This is a genomic window from Nonomuraea sp. NPDC048826 (genome assembly GCF_043198225.1).
GTDB lineage: Bacteria > Actinomycetota > Actinomycetes > Streptosporangiales > Streptosporangiaceae > Nonomuraea.
In genome coordinates this window covers 291,590-317,816 of record NZ_JBICUQ010000006.1, presented here as the reverse complement: position 1 = coordinate 317,816, position 26,227 = coordinate 291,590, and the positions used below count along the sequence as shown (strand labels likewise).

Below are 26,227 nucleotides of genomic sequence, written 5' to 3'. Positions count from 1 at the left end.
TACGCCATGCCGCCTCCAAAGCCCGTGAAGATCGCCGTGCGACAGCTCGGCAAGGTCTTCTCCAGCGGCTCCGGCTCTGTCCGCGCCCTGGACGAGATCTCGCTGGACGTCCACGACGGCGAGTTCCTGTGCCTGCTGGGCCCCTCCGGATGCGGCAAGACCACCCTGCTCCGCGTGATGGCGGGGCTGGAGCGGCCGTCCAGCGGCGCCATCGAGATGCGGCACGACGACCCGTCGCGGTCACTGTCGGCGGTGGTGTTCCAGGACTACTCCGTCTTCCCATGGAAGACGATCAGGGAGAACGTCATCTTCCCGCTGCTGCAGACGGGAGTCCGGCGGGCGCGGGCCAAGGAGATCGCCGACCACTGGCTCGCCCAGCTCGACCTGTCCGGCTTCGAGAACGCCTATCCGGACACCGTCTCCGGCGGCATGAAGCAGCGCGTCGCGATCGCCAGGGCGCTCGCCGTGGAGCCCGAGACGCTGCTCATGGACGAGCCGCTGGCCGCGCTCGACGCCCAGCTCCGCCTGCTCCTCCAGGAGAAGCTGCTGGACCTGTGGCAGGCCAACCAGAACACGGTCGTCTTCGTCACCCACTCGATCGACGAGGCGCTGCTGCTCGGCGACCGGATCGCGGTGATGAGCGCGCGGCCCGGCCGCATCGCCACGGTGATCGACGTGCCCTTCGACCGGCCGCGCGACCCCGACGAGATCCGCGCCTCGCCCGACTTCGCCCTGCTGCGCGACGAGATCTGGCACCGACTGCGAAGGGAACTCCAGCCCGCATGAGCCCCGTCACCCGCGATCAGGATTCCGCCACCGCGGAGCGCACCGGAAACTGGCGGACCATCGCGCCCGGCCCGGCCGAGCTCGACCCGCGTGGGTACGCCCGGCGCCGCACCCTGCTCGAACGCGGCCTGGCGGTGCTCGTCCCGGTCGCGCTCATCGGTCTGTGGCAGATCCTGGCCGGAGCCGGGGTGCTGGAGAGCAACTACTTCCCCGCGCCCACCGAGATCGCCGCCTCCTGGGCCGACCTCGTGGCCAACGGCGTCTACCAGGAGTCGGTGCTGGCCAGCCTGGGCCGCATCGTCTCCGGCTATCTCCTCGGCACGCTGAGCGCGGTCGCGCTCGGCATGGTGATCGGCTCGGTCCGGCTGATCCGGGTGGCGCTCGAACCCACGATCTCGGCCCTCTACACGGTGCCGAAGCTGGCGATCCTGCCGCTGCTGCTGCTCATCTTCGGGCTCGGCGAGACGAGCAAGATCCTCCTTGTCGCGCTGACCTGCTTCTTCGTCGTGCTCATCAACACGATCGACGCGGTGGGCGGCGTCTCGCCCCGCTATCACGACGTGGGCCGCTCGGCCGGCGCCTCGCGCTGGTCCACGCTGCTCCACATCACGCTGCCGGCGGCGCTGCCGCAGACCCTCACCGGGATGCGCATCGCCTCCGGCCTCGCCGTCATCGTCATCGTCGGCGCCGAGTTCGTCGCCGCCGACGCGGGCCTGGGTTTCCTCGTGTGGAACTCGTGGAACCTCGGCGTCCCCGAGCACATGTACGTGGGCATCGTGTCGATCTCGCTGATCGGCGTGGTCTTCGGCCTGGTGCTGCGGGGCGTCGAATGGCTGCTCACCCCCTGGAACCGGTGATCCCCCGCACCGGCCGATCGAAAGGAACGACCCGTGACCGCACGGCTCTCGTTGGGCAGGCGCGTCATCGCCGCGCTCGCTCTCCCCATTCTCGCCCTCGGCGCGCTGACCGCTTGCGGCGCCGACGAGGAGACCGGCACGGCCGGCGGTGACACCACCCGCACGCTCAAAGTCGGCTACATCTCCGGCACCTCGCTCGGCCCGGCCTTCGTCGCCGACGCCCTCGGGTGCTACCGCGACGCGGGCCTGACCGTCGAGTTCGAGCCCATCAAGAACCCGGCCGACGCGATCGCCTTCCTCGCCACCGACAAGCTCGACGCCTACGTCGGTTCGCCGTCGGCGGGCATGTTCAACCAGGTCGCGAAGGGCGCCGAGCTCAAGATGGTGGCCTCGCTCGGCTCGGTGAACACGCCGGAGGGCGAGGCCGCGCCCAGCGGCCTGTTCGCGGCCAAGTCGATCAAGTCGGTCGAGGAGCTCAAGGGCAAGCGGGTGGCCCTGCTGGGCACCGTCGGCTCGGCGACCTCCTACCTGCTGGGCAAGTCGCTGGAGGCCGGCGGGCTGACCTTCTCCGACGTCGAACTGGTCCCGCTCAACAGCTCCGACATGGTGCCGGCGCTCAAGAACGGCGGCGTGGAGGCGGCCCTGCTGTTCGCGCCGGAGACCCAGAAGGCGATCGATCAGGACGTGGCCCACGCGCTGGTCGACTCGAAGAAGGCGTACGGGCAGAGCACGACGGCCGGCATCATGTACGGCCCGAAGCTGCTCAAGACCGACCGGGCCGCCGGGGTGAGCTTCCTCAAGGCCAACGCCTGCGCGGTCAAGCGGTTCGAGGGTGACTGGCGCAAGGACGCCGAGATCGTCAAGATGCTCGCCGACTTCATGAAGGTGCCGGAGAACACGATCAGCGGCGGTGGTCTCTACGCCTTCGACACCAGCCTCGCCATCAACGAGAGCACGCTGACGGAGATGCAGGAGATGTTCATGAAGGTGGACGGGACGCTCACCTACACCGACGTCATCCCCGCCTCCAAGCTCGTGGACGACACGATCCGGACGGAGGCGGTCGGCCAGGCCTGACCCCGGAACGAGGAACGGCCGCCGGGAAAGTCCGGCGGCCGTTCCCTGCACCGGGAACGAGGAACGGCCGCCGGTGGACCGGCGGCCGTTTCGCGTGGGGTCAGCGGGTGCCGTAGTCGATGTTGTCGAGCAGGTCGGTGTTGACCAGGTCGTCCTTCGCGGCGCCGAGGCTGGAGCTGCGGGTGGCGTCGAGGTGGGCGGTGGCGAGCTTGACGGCGCGCGGCCCGTCGCCGGCCTCGATGGCGTCGACGATCTTCTCGTGGTCACGCAGAGCGGCCCGGAGCGACTTGCGCGCCATCGGGGAGTCGGTGTCGTCGCCCACCTGGACGTCGCCCCAGACCGTGGACTCGTGGGCGGTCCAGATCAGCTCCAGCGAGCCGATGATGACGATCATGGTCTCGTTGCCGCAGGTCTCGACGATCTTCTCGTGGAAGCGCCGGGCCAGCCGGGGGAACTGCTCCGGGTCGTCGAACGCCTCCTGCTGCTCGGCGACGACCTTGCGCAGCTCGGGGACGGTGGTCTCGGCCCGGTCGGGGCGCGCGGCGCAGAGCGCGACGCAGGTCGGCTCCAGGCTGAGCAGCGCGCCGCTCACGTCGGACATCGTGGTGCGGCGGGTCTGCAGCACCATGCTGATGGTGCGGGCGATGCGCTGCGGCGTGGGCAGGTGGACGACCGCGCCGCCGACGTTGCCGCGGCGCACGGACACCAGCCCTTCGGTCTCCAGGATGCGCATCGCCTCGCGCACGGCCGGCAGGCTCACGCGGAACTCCGTGAAGAGGTGCTCCTGCCGGGGCAGGCTGTCCCCTTCGGTGAGCCGGCCCGAGAGGATGTCGTCGCGCAGCTTCGCGGCGACGATCTCGGCGAGACGCGGCTGTCGTAGCTGTCGCACGCGTGCCTCTTCTCTCCTATGGTTTCAAGGGAACGAACGGAGCGCCGGACCGGCGCTCGCAACGCCGCGTGACACGTCGTTGTCAATCATACAATCATTATGATTACAGCATAACTTCCCGAGGGGGAGTGCTGACCCGCAACTGACGGCGCAGCACCTTGCCCACGTCGTTGCGCGGCATCGCGTCGATGGCGACGAACGACACCGGCACCTTGTACGGCGCCAGGTGCTCGCGGCACCAGGCCGCCAGGGCGGCGGCGTCAACCGTACCGTCCACCGGGACGATCCACGCACAGGGCACCTCGCCGAGCCGGCGGTCGGGCACGCCCGCGACGGCCGCGTCGCGCACCGCCGGATGACGCCGCAGCACCTCCTCCACCTCGTCGGGGAAGATCTTGAGGCCACCCCGATTGATCATGTCACTGACCCGGCCCTCGATCCAGAGGAACCCGTCGGCGTCCAGCCGGCCGACGTCGCCGGTGCGCAGGTAGTCGTCGAGCATCCGGTCGGCGTCCTCGGAGCCCGCCACCGCGTACCCGCGCATGCGGTAGGGGGAGCGGATGTGGATGTGGCCGAGCTCGCCCGGCGGCAGCTCGGAGTCGTTCTCGTCGAGGATGCGCACGTCCACGTCGTCGTAGGGGCGGCCGGCCGCGCCGAGCTTCTCGGTGCCGTAGGTCCGGATGTCCTCGATCGTCCAGCCGACGACCTCGCCGCCCAGCTCGGTCTGCCCGTAGGAGTTCAGCACGAGCACGCCGTAGCGGTCGTGGAAGCGCTGGGCGACGGCGGGGGAGAGCGGCGCCGTGATGGAGCGGACGATGCGCAGCGGCTCCAGGCTGTCCAGGTCGGGGGCGTCCGTCAGCATCGTGATCATGGCGGGGGCGAGCACCGTGGACGTCAGCCCGTGCTCGCGCACCGCCCGCGCGAACTCCTCCGGCGTGAACCGGTCGAGCAGCACCACGCCGAACCCGGCGCGGAACGAGAACAACGTGTTGAAGATCCCCGCCCACAGCGCCAGGGAGAGCGGGATCAGGTTGACCCGGAGCGCCGCCCGCGGCTCGCGCGCCCCCCGGTCACGCCGGCGCAGCTTGCGCAGGCTCGCGTCCAGCGCGTCCAGCGTGCCGTCGTGGCGCAGCAGCACCGCCTTGGGCTTGCCGGTCGTCCCGGACGTGCGCAGCACCAGGGCGATGTCGTCGTCGTACGTGGTCGCGTCGGCCGGCACCGGCCTGCGGGTGCGGGCGCTCCAGGTGGCCTCGTCGAGCTCCACCACGCCGATGCCCGCGTCCCGCCCGTCGAGGTCGTCGGCGGTGCCGAGGAGCAGGCAGACGGGGGTGTCGTCGATGAGTGCCGCCACCTCGTGGCCTGTCATGCGGTGGTTGACCGGCATGTAGACGGCGCCGGCCCGCCAGGCCGCGAACATCGCCACCACGCCGGAGGTGCCCGACCCGACGAGCGCGCCGACCGGATGGCCCGGCCGGACCCCGGCCCGTACCAGCTCGTCAGCCACCCGGGACACGGCGGCGCGCAGCTCGGCCAGGGTCATGGTGCTGCTGGTCGAATGCACGACGGTGGCCTCGTCGAGCGCAGGCAGCTCATCGAGGAGCTCCATCAGCGATCGCCCGGCCGGCCCGTCGGCCTGCCCGTCCCCCCGTGGAACGCTCGTGCTCATCCGCGTCCTCTCCATGAAACGCAATCATTACAAAGATAGTAACATCGATAGGTAGGGCTGACGGAGTCTAAGAGTCCATCTTTATAATGCTTGTATGCATAGCGAGTATCCGGCCGTCGAAGGCCTGGTCGTCGAGCTGTCGGAGGGTGTGCTCTCCGTGCGCCTGGACGATCCGCGCCGGCGCAACGCGCTCAACGACCGCTCCCTGCGCGGCGTCATCGACGCCCTGGAACTGGCCCAGAACGACGAGCGGGTACGCGCCGTCCTCCTGTCCGGCTCGGGCGGCGACTTCTGCAGCGGCTTCGACATCGTGGCGCGCAACGCGGGTTCCGGCGGCCGGCCCCGGCCGGGCGCGATCCAGCGGCGGCTGCCGTCCCAGGCGCACCGGCTGATCCCGCAGCTGTGCGAGCTGCAGGTGCCGGTGGTCTGCGCGGTGACGGGATACGCGGTCGGGATCGGGTTCCAGCTCGCGCTGGCGGCCGACTTCGTGGTCGCCGACACCACGGCCGCCTTCTGGCAGCCGTTCATCACCCGCGGCATGACGCCCGACAGCGGGGCCACCTGGCTGACCGCCCGCGCGGTCGGCCCGCTGCGCGCGCGCCGCCTGCTCATGCTGGGCGAGCGGCTTGACGCCGAGACCGCGGCCGGGTGGGGGATCGTGCACGAGGTCGTCGAGCCGGGGCGGGCCGGCGAGGTGGCCGGCGCGCTCGCCGCCCGGCTGGCGGCCGGGCCGACGGTGGCGCTCGGCCTCACCAAGGCCCTGATCAACCAGGCCGCCGACGCCACCCTGGCCGAGCAGCTGCCCGCCGAGGCGTTCGCGCTGGAGATCTCCTCCCGCAGCCAGGACTTCCGCGAGGGCCTCGGCGCCTTCGTGGAGAAGCGTGAGCCGAAGTTCACCGGGAGATAGGAGACCTTGATGGAGATCGAGCGAGCGGCGGAACGCACCGTGCCGCGCATGCTGATGGCCGGGGCCGAACGGTTCGGCGACCGGCCCGCGGTGCTCGACGGCGAGGTCGAGCTGACGTACCGGGAGCTGCTCGACCGGGCGCTGGAGGTGGCCCGCGGCGCCATCGCGCTCGGCGTCAGGCCGGGCGACCGGGTGGGCATCTGGGCGCCCAACACCTACCGGTGGGTCGTCACCTCGCTGGGCCTGCACTGCGCCGGCGCCACCGTGGTCCCGCTCAACACCCGCTACCGGGGCCGCGAGGCCCGCGAGATCCTGGGCCGGGTCCGGGCCACGGCGGTCTTCCTGGACAACGGCTTCCTCGGCTACGACTACGCGGCCGCGCTGCGCGAGCGCGACGAGGACGAGCCCCCGCTGGGCGAGCTCGCCGTGGTCGACCTGCTCGACGGCGGCGACGGCCTGGGATGGAAGGACTTCCTGGCCGGGGGCGCGGCGGTGAGCGCCGAGACCGCCGTGCGGACCGCGCTGGCGGTGGACCCCGACGACCTGAGCGAGGTCATCTTCACCTCGGGGACCACCGGCCGGGCCAAGGGCGTGACCATCCCGCACGGGGCCTGCCTGGACCTGTACGCGTCGTACGGCGAGATCTGGGGGCTGCGGCCCGGCGACCGCTACCTGGTGTCGCTGCCGTTCTTCCACACCGGCGGCAACAAGGCCGGCATGATCACGAGCCTGATGAACGGGCTGACGATCGTGCCGCTGGCCGTGTTCGACCCGGCGGAGGTCCTGCGGATCATCGAGTCGGCCCGCATCTCGGTCATGAACGGGCCGCCCACCATCTACTACGCCTTGCTGGAGAGCCCCGAGCGGGCGTCCCGCGATCTCGGGTCGCTGCGGGTGGCCGCCACCGGAGCCGCGGTGGTGCCGGTGGCGCTGGTCGAGCGGGCCCGCTCCGAGCTGCCGTTCGAGCACTTCATCACCGCCTACGGGATGACCGAGTGCTTCGGCACCGCGACGATGTGCCGCAGGGGCGACCCGTCCGACGTGATCGCCCGCTCCAACGGGCGCGCGCTGCCGGGCGTGGGCCTGCGGGTCGTGGACGCCGAGGGGCGCGACCTGCCGCCGGGCGAGCCGGGCGAGGTGCTGATCCGGGGCGCCAACGTCACCCCGGGCTACTGGGAGGATCCGGCCGCCACGGCCGAGGCGATCGACGCCGGCGGCTGGCTGCACTCGGGCGACGTCGGCACCCTGGACGCCGACGGCAACCTCAAGATCACCGACCGGATCAAGGACCTCTTCTTCGTCGGCGGGTTCAACGTCTCGCCCGCCGAGGTCGAGCAGACGCTGGCCCGCCATCCGGGCGTCTCCGAGGTGGCGGTGATCGGCGTGCCGGACGCCCGGCTGGGCGAGGTGGCCAGGGCGTACGTGGTGCGCCGCCGCGGCACCGAGGCCACCGGCGAGGAGATCATCGCGTGGGCGCGGGAGCGGCTGGCCAACTTCAAGGTCCCGCGTACGGTCGAGTTCGTCGAGGAGCTGCCCCGCAACGCCAGCGGCAAGGTGCTCAGGCGGGATCTGCGCGCCGCCCTCTGACCTCCGCATACGCCGCGCCGGGGGATTTTCACCGTTCCCCATTGCCAATGGAGAGGGCCTTGTGCCAGCCTTCTCTTACTAGGATTCAATCATAGATAAGATTGGATTGATGCAATGAAGGGCCGACGGGCGAGGTGGGCGGCGCTGGCGATCGCCCTGCTCGCGCTCCCGGCGTGTGGCGCCGCCGAGGACGCCGGGACAACAGGGGCGGCTGACGCCCCGTACGTGATCATGGTGAGTGCCGGCAGCGACGCGGGCCCCGTCACCGACCAGCTCATCACCGGCGTGAACTCGGTCAAGGCCGCGGTCGAGACGGTCAACGAGTCCGGCGGGATCAACGGGCGTCAGGTCAAGCTCATCGAGTCGCAGGACAACGCCAACCCGACCAAGGCGGTGTCCGGGCTGCGCGCGCAGCTCGCCAAGGAGAAGCCGGACGCCTACATCGTCACGGCGGGCACCCAGGTCAGCTCGGCGGTCGCGCCGATCCTGAACCAGAACAAGATCCTGTTCATGAACTCCGCCAACCTCGACGAGACGGCGGACCCCAAGCAGCACCCGCTGGCCTTCAACCTGGCCGCCTCCCCCCGGGTGGTGGTCGAGGACTACCTGCCGGAGTTCGAGGCCAACGGCTACAAGAAGATCGGCATCCTGCACGGCAACTCACCGTACGCCAAGTCGTTCGGTGAGCTGGCCGAGAAGGTGTTCAAGGAGAACAACTACGAGGTCGTCGGCACCATCGAGTACGACTCCGCCGCGCTCGACATGACCGCCCAGATCTCCGCGCTCCGCGACGCCGACCCCGACGTGGTCGTCTTCAACGCCTACGGCGCCCCCACCGGCTACGTGCTCAAGGGCATCACCAAGCTGGGCTGGGACGTCCCGCTGCTGGGCGAGACGTCGGTCGCCTCGACCCCGCTGGTCACCCAGGACCCGCCGGACGGCCTGCTCGGCTCGCCCGAGGTCAAGAACCTCAAGATCGAGGTGAACGCGGCCACGGTCTACGACCAGGCGGCGGAGGCCACGAACAAGGCCGTCGAGAAGATGAAGGCGCTGGGCGGCATCAAGGGCGCCATGGTCAACGTCCTCGGGTACGACGGAGTCCTGCTCATCGCCGCCGGGGCCAAGAGCGCCGGCAGCACCGACGCCGCGGCCATCGCCAAGGCGCTGGAGGACCCGCAGGTCAACGGCAACGCGGGCACCGCGGTCTACGGGAGCTACCCGTACTCGGCGGACTCGCACGAGCCCAAGCTGCCCCGCGGCACGCACAAGTTCGTGGCTCCGGCCCCGATCGTCAACGGCCAGATGGGCGCGTCCACGTGACGCTGATCTACGCAGGGCTGTCGCTGGGAGCCGTCTACGCGCTCGTGGCCATCGGTTACAACATCGTCTTCGTGGCCTCGCGGTCGTTCAACTTCGCGCAGGCCCAGCTGATGATGATCGGCGCGTTCGTCGCCTACACCGGCCACGTCACGTTCGGGCTCCCGGCGGTCGCCGTCATCCTCCTGGCGATGGTCGTCGTCATGGTGATCGCCGCCATCGAGGAGCGCATCGCGGTCAGGCCCGTCGCGGACCACCAGACCCAGCTGATCACCACGCTGGGTTTCGGCACGGTCCTGACGGGCCTGGCCCAGCTCATCTGGGGGACGCAGCCGCTCGACGTGCCGTTCATCGGCTCGAAGGAGGCGTTCACGCTCGCCGGCGGCCGGGTCTACAGCTTCGAGATCGGCCTGGTCGTCATGGCCGTGCTGCTCGTCGTGGGCATCCACCTGTACACCCGCAGGCGGCTCAACGGCCTGGCCGTGGTGGCGATGTCGCAGGACGCGGAGGCGGCCGTGCTGCGCGGGGTCAACGTGCGGATGCTGGCCTTCGCCGCGTTCGCGGTCACCGGGCTGCTCGCCGGGCTGATGGGCTTCTTCATCGGCCCCAAGACGTTCGCCGTCGCCACGCTCGGCTCGGCGCTGGCGCTCAAGGGCTTCGTGGCACTGGCGATCGGCGGCTTCGGCAGCTTCTACGGCGGCCTGGCCGGCGGCTTCACCGTCGGGCTGGTGGAGGAGCACGCGGCCCGCTACCTCGGCTCGGAGTTCAGCAACCTGAGCGTCTTCGCGATCCTCCTGCTGGTGCTGATGATCCGGCCCACCGGGCTGTTCGGCAAGGTCCAGGAACGGGTGGTGTGACGACGATGAAGGCGTGGGCTGCCCTGCGGGCGGTGCCTTCGTGGGTGTATCCGGCGCTGCTGGGAGCCCTGCTGCTGGTGCTGCCGTTCCTGGGCGCGGACTACGGGCTGACCCGGCAGGTGGAGCTGACGCTCATCATGGCGCTGATCGTCAGCGGCCTGAACCTCTCGCTCGGGTACGCCGGCCAGCTCGCCATCGGGCAGGTGGCCATGTACGCGGCCGGCGCCTACACGGCCGCCATCCTGTCCAAGGCCGGGACCACCGACCTGCTGGTCCACCTGGTCGCGGCGGGGCTGGCGGCGCTGCTCGTCGGGATCCTCACCGGCATCCCCGGGCTCCGGCTGGGCTCCTGGTCGCTGGCCATGACCTCGTTCTTCCTGGTGCTGCTCGTCCCGGACGTGGTGACGATCCTGGAGGACCACACCGGCGGGGCGCACGGCCTGTCGGGCATCCCGCCCGCGACCCTGTTCGGCTTCCCGCTGATGCCCGAGCACTTCTACTTCTGCGTGGTCGCCGTCGCCATCGCGTGGTTCGCGGCCTTCCGCAACATCGTGGCGTCCCGGCACGGGATCGCCTTCCAGGTGCTCAAGCAGAGCCCGGTGCTGGCGTCCTCGGTCGGCATGTCCATCTTCCGCACCAAGCTGGCCGGGTACGCGATCGGCGCGATCCCCGCCGGGCTCGCGGGCGCGCTCTTCGCCAACCTGGACCTGTTCGTGTCGCTGGACGCCTTCACCTTCCACGTCGCGACCGGCGCCCTGGCCGCGTCCATCCTGGGCGGCTCGGTCAGCGTCTACGGTGCGCTGATCGGCGCGGGGGTCGTGGAGTACGGCAGCACCCAGTCGGCCAGTTTCCAGGAGTACTCGCTGGTCTTCTTCGGCCTGTTCCTGCTGATCGGCGGCGTGCTCCTGAACGGCGGCCTGGCCGGCGTGGCCCGCAAGCTGGTCGCCAGGCTCGACCGGGCCGCCGGCGTGCTGGGGACGGACGCCGCGGGGACGCGGACCGAGCTCGCCCCCATCGCCGGCGGTACGCTGGAGGTCACCGGCGTGGCCAAGGCCTTCGGCGGCAACCAGGCGCTCGCGAACGCGACGCTGCGCGCCGAACCCGGCCGGGTCACGGCGCTGATCGGCCCCAACGGCTCGGGCAAGACCACGCTGCTCAACCTCGTCTGCGGCTACTACCGCAGGGACTCCGGCACGATCACGCTGGACGGCGAGGAGATCGGCAGGGCCGCGACCCACCGGATCGCCAGGCTGGGCGTCGCGCGCACGTTCCAGACGCCGCTGATCCCGCCCGGCATCACCGTCAGGGACGTGGTGGCCTCGGGCCGCTACACCGCCGAGCCCGCCTCGTTCGCCGGCGCGATCCTGCGCACCCCGCGCTTCCGCGGGACCCAGCGGCGCGACCGGGAACGGGCCGCCGAGGCGCTCGCCCTCGTCGGGCTGGACCACCTGGCCGACACCGAGGCGGCCACGCTGCCGCTCGGCATGCGCAGGCTGCTGGAGGTCGCGCGGGCGCTGGTCGCCGAGCCCAAGGTGCTGCTGCTCGACGAGGTCGCCTCCGGACTGGACGAGACCGAGGTCGAGACCCTGGCCGCGCTCATCCGCCGGATCCGCGACGCGGGCTGCACGGTGATCCTGGTCGAGCACAACTTCGGCCTGGTGCTGTCGCTGGCCGACGAGATCGTGGTGCTGGCCCGCGGCTCCGTGCTCGCCTCCGGCACCCCCGCCGAGATCGAGGCCGACCCGCGGGTGCGCGACGAGTACCTCGGCGTGACTGACGACCAGGTCGCCACCGGCAAGGAGGAACGCGCATGAGCGACGCCCTGCTGACCGTGACCAACCTGGCCACCGGCTACGGCGACCTGCGGGCCGTCTGGGACGTCTCCTTCGAGGCCAGGCCGGGCCAGGTCACCGCGCTGCTCGGCCGCAACGGCTCGGGCAAGACCACCACGCTGCGCGCCGTCGCCGGGCTCAACCCGCTGCACGGCGGCGAGCTGGTCTACGACGGCCGCCCGCTGGCCCAGGTTCCCGCGCACGCCCGGGTCAAGCTGGGGATCAGCTACGTCCAGGAGGGCAAGCGGGTCTTCCGCGAGCAGTCCGTACAGGAGAACCTGCTCCTCGGCGGCTACAGCCTGGGCCTGCGGCGCCGCGCGCTGGAGGGCGAGCTGGCCCGGATCTACGAGCTGTTCCCGATCCTGGCCGAGAAGCGCGAGTCCCCGGCGGGCTCGCTGTCCGGCGGGCAGCAGCAGATGGTGGCCATCGGGCAGGCCCTGATGGCCAGGCCGCGGCTGCTCATGCTCGACGAGCCGTCGGGCGGCCTCGCGCCGTCGGTGGTGGCCGAGGTGATGGCCAGGGTGGCCGCGCTGAAGGCGTCGGGCCTGGCGATCGTGCTGGTCGAGCAGGCGGTCGAGGCCGCGGTCGAGGTCGCCGACCACGTGACGGTGATCGACGTCGGCAAGGTCGTCGTGAGCTCCCCCGTGGCCGAGATCGACGACCTGGAACGGATCAAGGACGCCTGCATGGGCAGGTGACGAGAGAGGAAGACGACACATGGACAGCGGGGACTTCGCCGCCGTTTTGAGCACCGTGCGAAGCTTCGTACGCGACGTCGTGGTGCCCGCCGAGGACGTCATCGAGGAGACCGACGAGATCCCCGAGCGGATCCGGGCCGCCGCCGCGGAGATGGGGCTGTTCGGCTACACCATCCCGGAGGAGCACGGCGGCCTGGGCTGCGACGCCGAGCAGGACGCCCGCCTGGCCATGGAGCTGGGCTACACGACCCCGTCGTTCCGCTCGATGTTCGGCACCAACAACGGCATCGCCGGCCAGGTGCTGGTCAACTTCGGCACCGAACGGCAGAAGGCGGAGTTCCTGCCGCGGATGGCGGCCGGGGAGTGCGTGGCCTCCTTCGCGCTGACCGAGCCGGAGGCCGGGTCCGACCCGAGCGGCCTGCGCACCCGCGCCGTGCGCGACGGCGACGACTACGTCATCGACGGCCACAAGCGGTTCATCACCAACGCGGACCGGTCGGACCTGCTCATGGTGTTCGCCCGTACCGGGGAGGCCGGCCCGAAGGGCATCTCGGTCTTCGCCGTGGACACCGCCACGCCGGGGGTGACCGTGGGCCCGAGGGACAAGAAGATGGGGCAGCGCGGCTCCCACACCAGCGAGATCGCCTTCGACGGCGTCCGGGTGCCCGCCTCCCGGCTGATCGGCGAGGTGGAGAACGAGGGGTTCGCCGCCGCGATGCGCTCCCTGGCCAAGGGCCGGCTGCACATCGCCGCCTGCTGCGTCGGGCTGGCGCAGCGGCTGGTCGACGAGAGCGTGGCGTACGCCGCATCGGCCAAGCAGGGAGGCGCCGTGATCGGCACCTTCCAGCAGGTCCAGGCGATGATCGCGGACTCGCAGACCGAGCTGATGGCCGGTCGCGCGCTCGTGCTGTCGGCCGCCCGCGCCTACGATGACGGCACGGATCGGCGGATCGGCCCGTCCAGCGCCAAGTTGTTCTGCAGCGAGATGGCCGGTCGGGTCGCCGACCGCGCCGTCCAGATCCACGGCGGCAGCGGCTACATGCACGGGGTGCCGGTCGAGCGCTTCTACCGTGACGCCCGGCTCTACCGCATCTACGAGGGGACCAGCGAGGTGCAGAAGTTGATCATCGCCAGGAATCTGATGCGCGAGGTGGCCGCCCGATGACCGGATCCCGTGACGTCGTGATCTGCGAGCCGGTGCGGACGCCGATCGGCCGCTACGGCGGTGCGCTCAAGGCGCTCACCGCTCCCGAGCTGGGCGCCCAGGCGCTGCGCGGGCTGCTCGCCCGCACCGGCGTCCCGCCGGAGGCGATCGACGACGTCGTGCTCGGCCACTGCTACCCGACGAGCGAGGCCCCGGCCATCGGCCGGGTGGTCGCGATGGACGCCGGGCTGCCCGTCACCGTGCCAGGCCTCACCGTCGACCGCCGCTGCGGCTCGGGCCTGCAGGCGATCCTGTACGCGGCCAGGGAGGTCGAGACGGGCAACGCCGACATGATCGTCGCCGGTGGCGTGGAGAGCATGAGCAACGCCGCCCACTTCTCCTTCGACGTCCGATGGGGCGCCCGCCAGGGCGGGGTCACCCTGCACGACAGCCTGGAGCGCGGCCGGGTCACCGCGGGCGGCCGCCACCACCCGGTGCCCGGCGGCATGCTGGAGACGGCGGAGAACCTGCGCCGCGAGTACGCGATCCCGCGCGCCGAGCAGGACGCGCTCGCGCTGCTGTCGCACCAGCGGGCGGTCGAGGCCCAGCGCGACGGCCGGAGCGCCGAGGAGATCATCCCGGTGACGGTCCCGGTCAAGGGCGGCGAGACGACCGTCGACCGCGACGAGCACCCGCGCGCCGACACCACCCTGGAGTCGCTGGCCAGGCTGCGCCCCATCCGCGCCGCCGCCGACCCGGAGGCGACGGTCACCGCGGGCAACGCCAGCGGCCAGAACGACGCCGCCGCGCTCTGCGTCGTCACCACCGCCGACCGGGCGGAGGCACTCGGGCTGCGGCCGCTGGTGCGGCTGGTGTCGTCGGGGATCGGCGCGGTGGAGCCGCACCGGATGGGCATCGGCCCGGTCCCGGCCACCGGGATCGCGCTGGACCGGGCCGGGCTGCGGCTGGCCGACATGGACCTCATCGAGCTCAACGAGGCGTTCGCGGCCCAGGCGCTCGCGGTCATGCGCGAGTGGCGGTTCGGCGAGAAGGACCTGGAGCGCACGAACCCGCGCGGGTCGGGCATCTCGCTCGGCCACCCGGTCGGCGCCACCGGCACCCGCATGGTCGGCGCGCTCGCCCGCGAGCTGCACCGCCGCGAGCAGCGCTACGGCCTGGCCACCCTCTGCATCGGCGGCGGCCAGGGCATCGCCGCCGTCTTCGAGCGGATCGCCTGAGCCACGCCTGACGGTCTCCCCGGCCCCGGGGAGACCGTCAGGCGAGCAGCTCCTTCAGGCGCTCCTGGCTCACCTTCAACGACGGCGTACGGGGCAGCGCCTCCATCGCCACGAACCGGACCGGCACCTGGTAGGGCGTCAGCCTCCCGCGCGCCCAGCTCGCCAGCCCGTCCGGGTCGAAGGCGGCGCCGTCGGCGACCTCCACGGCCGCGACCGGCACCTCACCCAGCCGGACGTCGGGCAGGCCCACCACGGCGGCGTCGCGTACCGAGGGATGGTCCTTCAGGACCTCGGCCACCGCGCCCGCCGACACCTTGAACCCGCCCCGGATGATCACGTCGTCCGTCCGGCCGAGCACCCACAGGAAGCCGTCCTCGTCGACCCGCGCCAGGTCGGTGGTCTCCTGCCACCGGTCCGGGTCCGGCGACTGCGCGGTGCGCACGTCCAGCCGGCCGGCCTGGCCCGGCGGCACCGGCTCGCCGGTCTCGGGGTCGCGCACCCGTACGTCGACCCCCGGATGGATCCGGCCCACGCTGCCGGGCTTGGCGTCGCGGTGGCGTTCCCAGTCCTTCATCGTCCAGCCCGCGATCCCGCCCGCGAACTCCGTCGCCCCGTACGTGACCAGCACCGCGACGTCGTAGACCGCCTCGAACCGGCGGCCCAGCTCGGGCCGGAGCGGCGCGGTGCCGCACACCACCGCGCGGACCCCGGCGAACACGCCCGGGTCCACCCCGGCGTCCAGGACCATCCGCATCGAGGTGGGCGTGAGCGCGAGCAGCCGAGGGTCGTACGCGGTGACCAGCCGGACCAGGCCGTCGACCGTGAACCGCTCCAGCATCGCCACGCTCCGCCCTTCCAGCAGGTTGAGCAGCAGCCGGAACAGCCCGCTGGTGTGCAGGATGGGCGCGACCACGACGGCCACCCCGGAGCGGAGCCGGGGCCGCCACGGCTTGCCCGACTCGTAGTGCGCGGCCCCCGCGAAGCTGGCCGCCAGGTTGCGGTAGCCGACCGGGACGCGCTTGGGCGGGCCGGTGGTGCCGCTCGTCAGCATGTTGACGGCCACCCCGGGGTGCGCTCGCGCGGCGACCGTCCCCGGGTCCAGCGCGCACCCGGTGACCAGCTCGACGGCGCCCGGCTCGTACGCGGGCACCGAGAGCCCGAGCACGCCGGCCGACCGGGCGGCCGCCACCAGGCTCTCCGACTCCCAGTCGGCCGCGTCGGCGACCACCGCCACCAGGTCCAGGTCCCGGACGTCCCGGGCGAGCGACTCGGCGGGCGCCAGGTGGCTGAGCGACACGACGCAGTACCGCCCGGCCAGCACCCCGAGCACCGCGCCGACGACGCCCGGCCGGTTGCGCATCACCACGCCGACCCGCGCGCCCTCCGGCGCCCCGATCGAGCGCAGCCGCTCGTCCAGCGCGCGGGCGCCCGCGGCGAGGTCGCCCCAGGTGCACCACCGGCCGTCCAGCTCCAGCGCCCGCGCGCCCGGCTCGACGGCCAGGACCGCCCGCAGCCGCTCCGGCAGGTCGAGATCCGTCATGTCGTCAGCCGTCCCTTCAGCGGAAGGCCCCACGCCGCGAACACCCCGTCCAGCGCGGCCACGAGGGTCAGCGGCTGGTCGAGCATGACGTGGTGACCGGAGCCGGCGATCTCCACGACCGGCAGCGAGGCGTTCAGCCGCCGGCGCATCGTCTCCGTCATCCCCGGCGGGGGCAGCCCGTCCTCGGCGCGGAGCAGCGCGACCGGGCAGCCCGGCGGAGCCAGCTCGGCCATGGTGAGCGAGGCCTGCCCGAACAGCAGCGGGTCGAACTTCCAGGTCCAGCCGCCCTCGACGGCCCGGACCGAGGTCTCGGCCAGGTGCTCGACGATGAACCGGTGCGCCCGCCCGACCTCCGGGATGGGGTGGAACCGCGCCACCGCCTCCTCCCTGCTCGGGTAGAGGCGCGGGCGGCGCAGCGCCCGCTGCCGCCGGTGCACGTGCTCCGGGGTGTCGTCCTCCTCGCGCAGGATCGAGTCCACGCAGACCACGCCGCCCAGTCTCGGCCCGTACGAGAGCGCCGCGCGCAGGCAGACCAGCCCGCCCATGCTGTGCCCGACCAGCACCGGAGGTCCCGCGACCCCGGCGTCGTCCGCCGCCGCGAGCACCTGCTCGGCCCAGGAGTCGTGGCTGTAGCGCCGGGCGTGGCCGCTGTCGCCGTGCCCGGCCAGGTCCGGGGCGACGACGCGGTGGCCGTCGGCGTAGAGCGGCGCGAGATGGTCCCACCACCGGCCGTGCGCCGCGCCGCCGTGCACGAACACGACCCCGGGCCGGCCCGCGGGACCCCAGGCCCGGTAGCGGATGGGCACCCCGCCGACGGTGATCTCGCCGGTGTCGGCGGGCCGGGCGAGCGCGTCGCGGAACCAGGAGGGGACCACGGCTCAGTACCCGCGCGCCAGGTCGACCGGGTTGATCACCGGTTGGCCGCGTTCGACCCGCTCCAGGTTGCGGGCGAACAGCTCCACCACCTTGCGGGTGTAGCCGGGCGAGCTCCACGACACGTGCGGGGTGAGGATGGCGCCGGGGGCGTCCCACAGCGGGCTGTCCTGCGGCAGCGGCTCCTTCTCGAACACGTCGAGCGCGGCGCCGCCGATCGAGCCCGCGCGCAGCCGGGCGGCCAGCTCGCGCTCGTCCACCACCTCGCCGCGGGAGACGTTGACGATCAGGCACGACGGGCGGCACCGGTCCAGGACCTTCCCGTCCAGCAGGTGGCGGGTCAGCGGCGTCGCGGGGACCGCCAGGACGATGGCGTCGGCCCGCCCGGCCAGCTCGGCGAAGCTCCCGGCGGGGTGCGTCTCGTCGAACTCCGGCACCGGGACGGGCTCGCCGCGCACCCCGATCACGGTCATGCCCAGCGCCCGCGCCCGGACGGCGACCTCGCGCCCGACCGGCCCCGCCCCCGCCACCAGGAGGGTGCTCCCGGACAGCAGGACGGGATGGTGCCGTTCCCAGGTACGCGACCGCTGGCTGGCGAGCACCTCGGGCAGCCGCTTGGCCAGGGCGAGGAGCATGGCCACGGCGAACTCGGCCATGGCCGGCGCGGACACCCCCCGGGCGGCGGCCACCGGCACGTCCGGCGACAGTCCGGCCGCCGGCAGGATGCTGTCGGCGCCGGAACCGACGAGGTGGACCAGCCGCAGCCGCCCGGCCGCGGACCAGTCGGGCACCCGCATGCCGAAGCCCAGCACGGCCTCGACGCGGTCCAGCTCGCGGGCGAAGCTCTCCGGCGTGGGGCAGGTCACCACCTCGCGGTCCCGGAGCACGTCCGGCGCGCCTGCCACGGCGTCGATGGCGAATGTGCCGTAAGCGTGCACCGTGCCGATCCTGCCCACCCCGTACGCCCTCCTGAAGTCGAATCATTACTATAATAAAAGAAAAGACTCGACTCTCGGAAGGGTGCTCGGGGCGCTCAGGAGTAGGTGATCTCCAGCAGGACGCTGGTGCCGTCACCGTCGCTGCGGATGCTGAGCCGGCTGGCGCCATGCCTGGCCAGCAGCAGGCCGCGGCCGGTGGTGCTGGTGGCGGGCGGTGGCGGCGCCCACTCGCGGCCGGAGGGCAGACCGCGGCCCCGGTCGGCGACCTCGCAGAAGAGCCGGTCGTCGCCCTTCCACAGGGTCAGCCGGCCGTGCCCGCCGCCGTGCCGCACCGCGTTGGTGGTGATCTCGTTGACCGCCACCACGAACCGGTACAGCGCCAGCCCGGCCAGCCCCTGCTCCTCGCTGCGGCGCTCCACCTCCCGGCGCAGCGTGACCAGGGACTCCCGGTCGAAGTCGCGGCTGAACAGCGGTTCCAGTTCCTCAGCCATGGCCGCCCTCCGCCGGGACGGGCAACCGGCGGGCCGCCAGCACGCAGGTGTCGTCGTGCGGGTTGGCCTCGGGCAGCTGGGTGATCACGTCGGCGACCGGCTGCCTGCTGCCCTCGGCCGAGGTCCGGTCGAGGGTCTCGATCACGGGGTCGAGCCCCTCGCGCAGCGTCTTGTCCCGGCGCTCGACCAGGCCGTCGGTGTAGAGCAGCAGCAGGTCTCCCGCTTCGATGGTGACGGCGGCGGTGCCGTAGGCGGCGGTCGGCACGGCCCCGAGCAGCGGGCCGTCCGGTCGGTCCAGCTCGACAGTACGCCCGGCCCGGGCGTGCAGCGGCGGCGGGTGCCCGGCCTGGGACCAGCGCAGCTCGCCGGTCTCGGGCAGGTAGCGGCCCACCACCGCGGTGGCGGTGCTCGTCCCCGCGCCTCCCACGTACAGCAGGTGGTTGAGGTGGGCGAGCAGCTCGGCGGGTTCGCTGGTGGTGGTCACGGCCAGCGCCGCCAGCGCGTACCGGAGCTGGGCCATGCACGCCGCGGCGCGCACCCCGTGACCCGCGACGTCGCCGATGGCGAGCACCACGCTGCCGTCACCCGCGACGGCCGCGTGGTACCAGTCGCCGCCGACCCGCTCCGCCTGCACGGCCGGCAGATAGCGGACCGCCACCCGGAGCCGGGGCAGATCGATCGGCTCGGACGGGATGGGCAGCACGATCTGCTGGAGCTCGGCGGCGAGCCGGTGCTCGACCTCGAGGTTGCGCCGGTGCTCATGCAGCTCCTGCTCGATCCTGGCCAGCTCGGCCCGGGTGGTCTCGCGGGTGGTGACGTCCTGGATGATGCCGAAGACCTTGGCCGGCCGGCCCTCGGAGTCGCGCACCGCGTCGGCGACCATGCGCAGGTGCTTGACCCGGTCGCCGATCCTGGCCCGGTACGTGAGATCGACGGTCCGGCCCCGGGCGAAGTCCGCAGCCGCCTGGGCCCGGACCGGCGCGTCCTCCGGCAGCGTGAAGGTGTCGAGCAGGTCGTGGGCGAGCGGCCCGCTCGCCGGGTCGCGTTCGTAGACCTGGTAGAGGCCGGGCGACCAGGAGACCTCGCCGGTGACCAGGTCCCACTCGCCCCAGCCGAGGTTGCCCAGCCGCTCGGTCTGCGCGACCCGGTCCTCCAGGCGGGTCTGCACGTCGTGCCGCACCCAGCTGTTGATCACCCCGCCGCCGACCGGCCTGATCTGCACCGAGATGGACATCTCGGCCGGCGCCCTGGACGCGACGCTGACGTACGGGATGGGGCCGACCTGACGCGGCATGCCGTCGGCGAGACACCGCTCCCAGGCGTCCCACACGACCCCGCCCACGAGCGTCGGGTAGACCTCGCTGAGCCGCAGGCCGACGATCTCCGCGCCGCGCCGCCCGGAGATGTCCACCAGCTCCGGACCGGCGGCCATGAACCGGTAGTCCTCGATGCGCCCGTCCTCGCCCCGCATCGGCACCAGCACCGTGAAGCTGCCGCCCACCGCGTCCAGGACCTGCTGGGCGACCCGTGCCCAGTCACTCGTCCCCTCCGGGGGCCGGTGCGACGGCCGCGGCCGGGGCACCGGGCGCAGCGCCGAGGCCACCGTGGCGCGCAGCCGCTCCGGCCCCTCCTCGGCATGGCCCTCCAGCGCCACCAGCACCTCGGCGGCCAGCTCGAACACGTCACGCCCCTGGTCGGCGGCGAGCCCGCGCAGGTAGGCGTGCGCCTCGGAGATCCGGCACGAGGTGCGCCCGGCCAGCACGCCCGCGGCCCGCTCCAGCGCCATCGCGTCATCGCCGCGGGTCCGACCCAGCCGCGCGTCCAGGTCGGCCAGGCGGTCGAAGTAGTTCTGCGAGGGCTCCATCGGTTGTTCAGGACCGTCCATGTCGCGGCCACCCCACCTCGCCGGAGACATCATGCCGACCCGGCCGGACGGCGGCGTGTTGATTGTCCCGGCATAAGGCTGTCTATCACCCATAAGAGGGTCTTGCCAGCGTAATGACGCTCTCCGTCCTGTCGGAGAGACCGATGGTGACGACTTGTAGCATGACACGCCGAATACAGACCCTCACCTTGGAGTGCCGATGCGGCGGCCGGTCCAACTCGTGATCACCCTCACGGTCTTCGTCGACCTGCTGGGGTTCACGGTGATCCTGCCGTCGCTGCCGTTCTTCGCCGCCGACCTGGGCGCCACCGGCGTCTGGTACGGGGTCACGGTGAGCGCCTACTCCGTCGCGCAGTTCCTGGCCGCGCCTCTGCTGGGCAGGCTCTCCGACCGGTACGGACGACGCCCGGTCCTGCTGATCGCGCTCGCCGGCTCGGCGCTGTCGCTGGCCATGTCCGGCGCCGCGACCTCCCTGGCCTGGCTGGTCGCCGCCAGAGCGCTGGCCGGGGCCTTCGGCGGGAGCATCTCGGTCGCCCAGGCATACCTCGCCGACGCCGTGCCGGAGGACCGGCGCACCGCCGCGATGGCCCGGCTCGGCATGGCCATCGGCACGGCGTTCGTGGCCGGTCCCGCACTGGGCGCGGCCCTGGCCCCGTGGGGGTTCCAGGCCTCCGCGTACGCCGCCGCCGCCCTCGCCGCCGCCAACCTGGTCGCCGCGGTCTTCCTGCTCCCCGAGCCGGAACGGCACCAGGAGGCCGCCGGCCGCACCGGCCCCCAGGGGAGCGCGGTGCTGCTCCTGGCCGGGACGGGCTTCCTCACCATGGCGGCGTTCGTCGGCATGGAGACGACGCTCGCCTTCCTCGGCAGGGACCGGTACGGCTGGGGCCCCGAGGCCATCGGCCTCGCCATGGCCGCCGCCGGGCTGTCCATGGCGGCGATCCAGGCGGGGCCCGTGACGCTGCTGGCCAGACGGTGGGGCGACGCCCGCGTGGCCGCGGCGGGGGCGGTTGTGATGGCGGTCTGCCTGCCCGTCGTCCCCGCCGGCCCGGCCTGGCTGTGCCTGCTGGCCGTGTGCGTCCTGTCGGCGGGCAACGGCCTCGTCACCCCCACCGTGGCCAGCCTCCTCGCCGCCGCAGGCCCACCCGATCGGCGCGGAGCCCGCCTCGGCACCGGCCAGTCGGCCGGCGCCTTCGCCCGCATCGCGGGCCCGGCAGGCGCGGGCGCCCTGTTCGACGCGGCCACGGCGCTGCCGTACGTGGCGGGCGCGGGATTGGCGGGGCTGGCCGCGGTGACGGTCTCGGCCGCCCGCAACCGAAGCACGGTCCCGGCGGGCCAAGAAAGCCCCTGAAGGCCAGCATTCCAGTCCGTTGAGGTAGATCCCTCGCCTTTTCCGGACAGGCGGATCATTCATTCCGTCTCTGCCGTCACATCCGTACCAGGGTCCGAATTTTGTTCGGTGGGATTCTTTCCGTACGCGTGAAGAAAAGGGAAACGCATCAGCGGTCCCGAATTGCTAGGTGTTGACCATTCAACGAGGTTCGGGAGACTTGACCGGCGTGGCAGGTCAAGTCTGGTTTTGCAGATGTTTCTCTGGTGAATTGAGGGCATATAGGTGCTACCGTCCGAAAAAGACGGTTCGATCGATTCGGGGGAGGCAGAAATGGCTCTTACGAGTGGATGCGGAAGAAGGCGGCGGTGCTGCCGAAGGCGCAGGTATCGCTGCTGTAGCTGCTACTACTACCGCAGGTGGTGGGAGTGGTAATGGATAGTCGGGAGAGCCGGCGGGTCAACCGCCGGCTCTCCCTCCGGTTGGCCGACCGGAGCGAGCGCGGGCCGCTCGCGCCGGCCGTGTCGCTGCGTCGTACGTTCCGGGAGTTCTGGCCCGACACCCGTGGGTTGCGGTGGTTCTTCGCGGCGGGCGTGGTGTTCGCCGTGCTGGCCGCGCTCTGCGAGGTGGTGGCCATCCGGCTGTTCGCGCACATCACCGACGAGGTGCTGACCACGCGCGACATGGACGCCTTCTGGACGCCGGCGGGCGCGTGGCTGGGGCTGGCGGTCGTGGCCGGGGGGGCGTCGATCGCGGGCACGTACACGACGGCGGTGGGGGCCGAGCGCTTCCTGCTGCGGCTGCGCGACCGGGTCTTCGCCCACCTGCAGAAGCTGTCGCCTGACTTCTCGGAGAACCGCCGCCTGGGCGACCTGATGGCCCGGCTGACCGACGACATAGAGGCCATCGAGGAGATGATGGGCTCCGGGCTGGTCAAGCTGCTGACCACGGTGGCGAGCGCGGTGTTCTTCGCCGCGGCGGCGTTCTTCATCCGGTGGGACCTGGCGCTGGTGACGATGGCGCTGTTCCCGGCGTTCCTGATCGCCTCGAAGGTGTTCGCGTCCCGGTTCAGGACGGCCTCGGCGACCGAGCGGGCCAGCAACGGCGACATGAACAGCGTCATCGAGGAGGGGCTGGCCAACCAGGCGCTGGTGCACGCGTACAACCGCGAGGCGAGCGAGTCGCGGCGGCTGCACCGCGCCGGGCGGGGCTGGCTCCGCGCGAACCTGCGGCAGGCGTGGCTGTCGAGCGTGTACGGACCGCTGATGCAGGTCATGGAGACCATCTGCCTGATCGTCATCCTGGGCGTGGGCGCGTGGGAGATCGCCACCGGCCGGCTCACGCTCGGCGGGCTGCTGGCCTTCGCCGCCTACCTGGCCATGCTCTATCCGGCCGTGCAGAGCCTGGGGGAGATCGCGCTCACCGTGTCGGAGGCGGCGGCGGGCTCCGACCGGGTCATCGAGATGCTCAAGATCCAGCCCACCGTCACCGACCGGCCGGGCGCGGAGCCGATCCCCGGCCGCGCCCGCGGCGTGATCGCGTTCGACCACGTCACCTTCACCTATCCGGGGCGCAGGCGGCCGACGCTGGTGGACCTGTCGTTCACCGTCGAGCCGGGCGAGCTGGTCGCGTGCACCGGGCCGAGCGGGGCGGGCAAGTCGACGCTGGCCAAGCTGCTGCTGCGGTTCTACGACCCGCAGGCCGGGGCCGTGCTGCTGGACGGGATCGACGTCCGCGACGTGACCCGGCAGTCGCTCCGCGACAACGTCACGATCCTGCACCAGGAGACGCTGCTGTTCGCCGGCTCGGTCCGCGACAACATCGCCTACGGGCGGCCGGACGCCTCGCCCGACGAGGTGCTGGCGGCGGCCGAGCTGGCCGGGGTGCACGACTTCGTCAAGACGCTGCCGCGCGGGTACGACTCCTCGGTGGGCCAGCGCGGCAGGCTGCTGTCCGGCGGGCAGCGGCAGCGGCTGGCGATCGCCAGGGCGATCCTGCGTGACGCCCCGGTGCTGGTCCTGGACGAGCCCATGACCGGGCTGGACGAGGACACGGTCGCCCGGGTGATGGAGCCGCTGCGCCGGCTGATGGCGGGCCGGACCACCATCATGATCACCCACGACCTGCGGCACGTCCCGGACGACGCCCGCGTGATCCACCTGGAGCCCGCCGCGCCGTCGCACGGGCCGGTCAAGTTCAGGCGCTGGGCCGCGGGCGCCGAGTTCCTGATCTTCTGACGTACGGTGGGCTGGTGCGCCGAGACGGTTACGAGCTGGAGTTCGAGGACACGTTCGACGCCGCCGAGCTCGACGGCGGCAAGTGGGTGGCCCGCTACCTGCCGCAGTGGACCACCGCCGACCGGTCGGCGGCCCGCTACCGCACCGGAGGCGGTCGGCTGCGGCTGCTCATCGAGGAGGACCAGCCGGCGTGGAGCCCCGAGCTGGAGGGCGGGCTGCGCGTGTCGTCCCTGCAGACCGGCGTGTTCGCGGGCCCGGTCGGCAGCACCGTCGGCCAGCACGGGCGCGGCGCCGCCGTGGTCCGCGAGGCCCAGGACGACGTCCGCCTCTACACCCCGCACCACGGCCTGATCGAGATGCGGGGCAAGGTGACCGACGACCCGCGCGCCATGTGCGCGCTCTGGATGATCGGGTACGAGGACGCGCCGGAACGCTCGGCCGAGATCTGCGTCTGCGAGATCTTCGGCCGGGACGTCGGCCCCGGCACGACAGGCGTCGGCATGGGCCTGCACCCGTTCGGCGACCCGGCGATCACCGACGACTTCACCCGCGAGACGCTGCCCATCGACGCCCGCGACTTCCACACCTACGCGGCCGAGTGGACCCCGGACGAGGTGGCCTTCTTCGTCGACGGCGAGCACGTCAGGACCGTCGCCCAGTCGCCCGGCTATCCGATGCAGCTCATGCTCGACATCTACGAGTTCCCCGGCCCCGAGCGGGGGCCGTACCCGAAGGAGTTCACCGTCGACTACGTGCGGGGCTACCGCCGGACGTGAGAGGGCCGGCCCCGGATCGCGGAGCCGGCCCTGTCAACGGCCGCGGATCAGCGGAGGCCGTTCCGCATCGCGGTGATCAGTTCCCCGTTGGTCGTGTCACCGCTGAGCTCCCAGAAGAACGCGCCACCGAGGCCCTGGTTCTTCGAGTAGCCCATCTTGCCGCCGATCGTGGCCGGCGTGTCGTAGCTCCACCACTGGTTGCCGCAGTGCGCGTACGCGGTGCCCGCGACGGTTCCGGTGGCGGGGCAGCGGGTCTTGAGCACCTTGTAGTCCTCGATGCCCGCCTCGTAGGTGCCGGGGGCCGCGCCGGAGGCGGAGCCGCCCGGGGCCGCCTGGCTGACGCCGGTCCAGCCGCGGCCGTAGAAGCCGATGCCGAGCAGCAGCTTGCTCGCCGGGACGCCCTTGCTCTTCAGCTTCTGGATCGCGGCGTCGGAGTAGAACCCCGGCGTCGGGATGCCGCTGTAGGAGGTGAGCGGCGAGTGCGGGGCGGTCGGCCCCTGGGCCGCGAAGGCGCCGAAGTAGTCGTACGTCATGACGTTGTACCAGTCGGCGTACTGGGCGGCGCCCGCGTAGTCGGCGGCGTCGATCTTGCCGCCGTTCGTGCCGTCGGCCGTGATGGCGGCGGTCACCAGGTTGCCGGAGCCGAACCGGGCCCGGAGCGCCTGCATCAGGTTCCGGAACGAGGCCGGTCCGCTGGTGTCGCAGCTGAGGCCGCAGGCGTTCGGGTACTCCCAGTCGATGTCGATGCCGTCGAACACGTCCGCCCAGCGCGGGTCCTCGACCAGGCGGTAGCAGGACTCGGCGAACGCGGCCGGGTTCTGGGCGGCCTGGCCGAAGCCGCCGGACAGGGTCCAGCCGCCGAAGGAGAACAGCACCTTGATGTGCGGGTGCTTCTGCTTGAGCTTGCGCAGCTGGTTGAAGTTGCCGCGCAGGGCGCCGGTGTCCCAGGTGTCGGCGACGCCGTCGACGCTCTCGGCCGCGCTGTAGAAGCGGTCGTAGTCGGCGTAGGTGTCGGTGAGCGCGCACTGGCCGTTCCGCACGTCGCCGAAGGCGTAGTTGATGTGCGTGAGCTTGGCCGCCGAGCCGCTGGTGTCGATGTTCTTGACGTGGTAGTTCCGCTGGTAGACGCCCCAGTTGACGAAGTAGCCGAGGACCTTGTCCCCGCCTCCGCCGCCTCCGGTGGAGGTGCGGGCGGTGACGGCGGTGCTGGCGGCGGAGCGGTTGCCGGCGGCGTCGCGGGCGCGGACGGTGTAGGTGTAGGCGGTGTCGGCGCTGAGTCCGCTGTCGGTGTGGCTGGTGCCGGTG

At 72.2% G+C, this 26,227-nt stretch carries 22 protein-coding genes; 14 read left to right on the top strand and 8 right to left on the bottom strand.

Annotated elements, in window-relative coordinates:
* Positions 1-6 precede the first annotated feature (6 nt).
* The 3 genes from ACGFI7_RS23250 to ACGFI7_RS23240 are packed head-to-tail and all read left to right on the top strand — an operon-like array spanning position 7 to position 2,720.
* Positions 7-786, top strand: coding sequence for an ABC transporter ATP-binding protein (locus tag ACGFI7_RS23250; RefSeq protein ID WP_393407828.1), 780 nt, complete (start codon positions 7-9; stop codon positions 784-786).
* A complete protein-coding gene (locus tag ACGFI7_RS23245) occupies positions 783-1,643 on the top strand; it encodes an ABC transporter permease (protein WP_393407825.1) in 861 nt (286 codons plus the stop codon). The genes ACGFI7_RS23250 and ACGFI7_RS23245 overlap by 4 nt, the downstream gene beginning before the upstream one ends.
* A 33-nt stretch (positions 1,644-1,676) precedes the next feature.
* The gene (locus ACGFI7_RS23240) at positions 1,677-2,720 is read left to right on the top strand and encodes an ABC transporter substrate-binding protein (RefSeq protein ID WP_393407823.1); all 1,044 of its coding nucleotides are present in this window, start codon (positions 1,677-1,679) and stop codon (positions 2,718-2,720) included.
* A 100-nt stretch (positions 2,721-2,820) separates the two neighbouring features.
* Here ACGFI7_RS23240 and ACGFI7_RS23235 read toward each other — a convergent pair whose 3' ends face one another.
* Together ACGFI7_RS23235 and ACGFI7_RS23230 are read right to left on the bottom strand one after the other, a co-directional pair.
* Positions 2,821-3,609 carry a FadR/GntR family transcriptional regulator gene (locus ACGFI7_RS23235; RefSeq protein WP_393407821.1) on the bottom strand — a complete coding sequence of 263 codons (789 nt, stop codon included), beginning with the start codon at positions 3,607-3,609 and terminating at the stop codon, positions 2,821-2,823.
* 103 nt (positions 3,610-3,712) lie between these two features.
* Positions 3,713-5,275 (bottom strand): class I adenylate-forming enzyme family protein, encoded by a 1,563-nt coding sequence (locus ACGFI7_RS23230; RefSeq protein ID WP_393407819.1) that lies wholly within the window; start codon positions 5,273-5,275, stop codon positions 3,713-3,715.
* Positions 5,276-5,369: 94 nt separating this feature from the next.
* On the opposite strand from ACGFI7_RS23230, the gene ACGFI7_RS23225 reads away from it, so the two are divergent.
* The 8 genes from ACGFI7_RS23225 (at position 5,370) to ACGFI7_RS23190 (ending at position 14,855) form a co-directional block, all read left to right on the top strand.
* Positions 5,370-6,182 (top strand): enoyl-CoA hydratase-related protein, encoded by an 813-nt coding sequence (locus ACGFI7_RS23225; RefSeq protein ID WP_393407817.1) that lies wholly within the window; start codon positions 5,370-5,372, stop codon positions 6,180-6,182.
* A 9-nt stretch (positions 6,183-6,191) separates the two neighbouring features.
* Positions 6,192-7,769 carry a FadD3 family acyl-CoA ligase gene (locus ACGFI7_RS23220; protein WP_393407815.1) on the top strand — a complete coding sequence of 526 codons (1,578 nt, stop codon included), beginning with the start codon at positions 6,192-6,194 and terminating at the stop codon, positions 7,767-7,769.
* A 114-nt stretch (positions 7,770-7,883) separates the two neighbouring features.
* The gene (locus tag ACGFI7_RS23215; protein WP_393407812.1) at positions 7,884-9,089 is read left to right on the top strand and encodes an ABC transporter substrate-binding protein; all 1,206 of its coding nucleotides are present in this window, start codon (positions 7,884-7,886) and stop codon (positions 9,087-9,089) included.
* Entirely contained in the window at positions 9,086-9,943 is an 858-nt protein-coding gene (locus ACGFI7_RS23210) for a branched-chain amino acid ABC transporter permease (protein ID WP_393407810.1), read from the top strand. The genes ACGFI7_RS23215 and ACGFI7_RS23210 overlap by 4 nt, the downstream gene beginning before the upstream one ends.
* 5 nt (positions 9,944-9,948) lie before the next feature.
* On the top strand, positions 9,949-11,757 hold the full coding sequence (locus ACGFI7_RS23205) for an ATP-binding cassette domain-containing protein (RefSeq protein ID WP_393407807.1): 1,809 nt from the start codon (positions 9,949-9,951) through the stop codon (positions 11,755-11,757).
* Positions 11,754-12,473: an ABC transporter ATP-binding protein gene (locus ACGFI7_RS23200; RefSeq protein ID WP_393407805.1), complete on the top strand. Its 720-nt coding sequence runs from the start codon at positions 11,754-11,756 to the stop codon at positions 12,471-12,473. Before ACGFI7_RS23205 ends, ACGFI7_RS23200 begins: the two co-directional genes overlap by 4 nt.
* A gap of 19 nt (positions 12,474-12,492) precedes the next feature.
* Positions 12,493-13,638, top strand: coding sequence for an acyl-CoA dehydrogenase family protein (locus ACGFI7_RS23195; RefSeq protein WP_393407802.1), 1,146 nt, complete (start codon positions 12,493-12,495; stop codon positions 13,636-13,638).
* Entirely contained in the window at positions 13,635-14,855 is a 1,221-nt protein-coding gene (locus tag ACGFI7_RS23190; RefSeq protein ID WP_393407800.1) for an acetyl-CoA C-acetyltransferase, read from the top strand. The genes ACGFI7_RS23195 and ACGFI7_RS23190 overlap by 4 nt, the downstream gene beginning before the upstream one ends.
* Positions 14,856-14,892: 37 nt before the next feature.
* Here the strand turns inward: ACGFI7_RS23190 and ACGFI7_RS23185 are convergent, their stop codons facing one another.
* From ACGFI7_RS23185 to ACGFI7_RS23165, 5 genes are all read right to left on the bottom strand, one after another.
* Positions 14,893-16,395, bottom strand: coding sequence for a class I adenylate-forming enzyme family protein (locus ACGFI7_RS23185; protein WP_393407797.1), 1,503 nt, complete (start codon positions 16,393-16,395; stop codon positions 14,893-14,895).
* Entirely contained in the window at positions 16,392-17,270 is an 879-nt protein-coding gene (locus ACGFI7_RS23180; protein ID WP_393407795.1) for an alpha/beta fold hydrolase, read from the bottom strand. The genes ACGFI7_RS23185 and ACGFI7_RS23180 overlap by 4 nt, the downstream gene beginning before the upstream one ends.
* 3 nt (positions 17,271-17,273) lie before the next feature.
* Positions 17,274-18,206 (bottom strand): D-2-hydroxyacid dehydrogenase, encoded by a 933-nt coding sequence (locus ACGFI7_RS23175; protein ID WP_393407792.1) that lies wholly within the window; start codon positions 18,204-18,206, stop codon positions 17,274-17,276.
* 95 nt (positions 18,207-18,301) lie between these two features.
* Positions 18,302-18,697 carry an ATP-binding protein gene (locus tag ACGFI7_RS23170; RefSeq protein ID WP_393407789.1) on the bottom strand — a complete coding sequence of 132 codons (396 nt, stop codon included), beginning with the start codon at positions 18,695-18,697 and terminating at the stop codon, positions 18,302-18,304.
* Positions 18,690-20,582, bottom strand: coding sequence for a PP2C family protein-serine/threonine phosphatase (locus ACGFI7_RS23165; RefSeq protein ID WP_393407787.1), 1,893 nt, complete (start codon positions 20,580-20,582; stop codon positions 18,690-18,692). The genes ACGFI7_RS23170 and ACGFI7_RS23165 overlap by 8 nt, the downstream gene beginning before the upstream one ends.
* 199 nt (positions 20,583-20,781) lie before the next feature.
* Here ACGFI7_RS23165 and ACGFI7_RS23160 point away from each other — a divergent pair, with 199 nt between their 5' ends.
* The 3 genes from ACGFI7_RS23160 to ACGFI7_RS23150 all read left to right on the top strand — a co-directional run bounded on the left by ACGFI7_RS23160 (position 20,782) and on the right by ACGFI7_RS23150 (position 24,922).
* Positions 20,782-21,930 (top strand): MFS transporter, encoded by a 1,149-nt coding sequence (locus ACGFI7_RS23160; RefSeq protein ID WP_393407785.1) that lies wholly within the window; start codon positions 20,782-20,784, stop codon positions 21,928-21,930.
* 413 nt (positions 21,931-22,343) lie between these two features.
* Positions 22,344-24,146, top strand: coding sequence for an ABC transporter ATP-binding protein (locus ACGFI7_RS23155; RefSeq protein ID WP_393407783.1), 1,803 nt, complete (start codon positions 22,344-22,346; stop codon positions 24,144-24,146).
* A gap of 14 nt (positions 24,147-24,160) precedes the next feature.
* Positions 24,161-24,922 carry a glycoside hydrolase family 16 protein gene (locus ACGFI7_RS23150; protein WP_393407780.1) on the top strand — a complete coding sequence of 254 codons (762 nt, stop codon included), beginning with the start codon at positions 24,161-24,163 and terminating at the stop codon, positions 24,920-24,922.
* A 47-nt stretch (positions 24,923-24,969) separates the two neighbouring features.
* Here the strand turns inward: ACGFI7_RS23150 and ACGFI7_RS23145 are convergent.
* A partial coding sequence (locus ACGFI7_RS23145; protein WP_393407778.1) for a glycosyl hydrolase family 18 protein occupies positions 24,970-26,227 on the bottom strand: 1,258 nt, incomplete at its 5' end.

What these genes read in the sequence shown, in the direction of transcription:
- ACGFI7_RS23200 (WP_393407805.1), top strand. Translation starts at nt 11,754, where the DNA reads ATGAGCGACGCCCTGCTGACCGTGACCAACCTGGCCACCGGCTACGGC.
- ACGFI7_RS23190 (WP_393407800.1), top strand. Translation starts at nt 13,635, where the DNA reads ATGACCGGATCCCGTGACGTCGTGATCTGCGAGCCGGTGCGGACGCCG.
- ACGFI7_RS23245 (WP_393407825.1), top strand. Translation starts at nt 783, where the DNA reads ATGAGCCCCGTCACCCGCGATCAGGATTCCGCCACCGCGGAGCGCACC.
- ACGFI7_RS23250 (WP_393407828.1), top strand. Translation starts at nt 7, where the DNA reads ATGCCGCCTCCAAAGCCCGTGAAGATCGCCGTGCGACAGCTCGGCAAG.
- ACGFI7_RS23185 (WP_393407797.1), bottom strand. Translation starts at nt 16,395, where the DNA reads ATGACGGATCTCGACCTGCCGGAGCGGCTGCGGGCGGTCCTGGCCGTC.
- ACGFI7_RS23165 (WP_393407787.1), bottom strand. Translation starts at nt 20,582, where the DNA reads ATGGACGGTCCTGAACAACCGATGGAGCCCTCGCAGAACTACTTCGAC.
- ACGFI7_RS23160 (WP_393407785.1), top strand. Translation starts at nt 20,782, where the DNA reads ATGCGGCGGCCGGTCCAACTCGTGATCACCCTCACGGTCTTCGTCGAC.
- ACGFI7_RS23155 (WP_393407783.1), top strand. Translation starts at nt 22,344, where the DNA reads ATGGATAGTCGGGAGAGCCGGCGGGTCAACCGCCGGCTCTCCCTCCGG.
- ACGFI7_RS23215 (WP_393407812.1), top strand. Translation starts at nt 7,884, where the DNA reads ATGAAGGGCCGACGGGCGAGGTGGGCGGCGCTGGCGATCGCCCTGCTC.
- ACGFI7_RS23225 (WP_393407817.1), top strand. Translation starts at nt 5,370, where the DNA reads ATGCATAGCGAGTATCCGGCCGTCGAAGGCCTGGTCGTCGAGCTGTCG.
- ACGFI7_RS23195 (WP_393407802.1), top strand. Translation starts at nt 12,493, where the DNA reads ATGGACAGCGGGGACTTCGCCGCCGTTTTGAGCACCGTGCGAAGCTTC.
- ACGFI7_RS23230 (WP_393407819.1), bottom strand. Translation starts at nt 5,275, where the DNA reads ATGAGCACGAGCGTTCCACGGGGGGACGGGCAGGCCGACGGGCCGGCC.
- ACGFI7_RS23170 (WP_393407789.1), bottom strand. Translation starts at nt 18,697, where the DNA reads ATGGCTGAGGAACTGGAACCGCTGTTCAGCCGCGACTTCGACCGGGAG.
- ACGFI7_RS23220 (WP_393407815.1), top strand. Translation starts at nt 6,192, where the DNA reads ATGGAGATCGAGCGAGCGGCGGAACGCACCGTGCCGCGCATGCTGATG.
- ACGFI7_RS23205 (WP_393407807.1), top strand. Translation starts at nt 9,949, where the DNA reads ATGAAGGCGTGGGCTGCCCTGCGGGCGGTGCCTTCGTGGGTGTATCCG.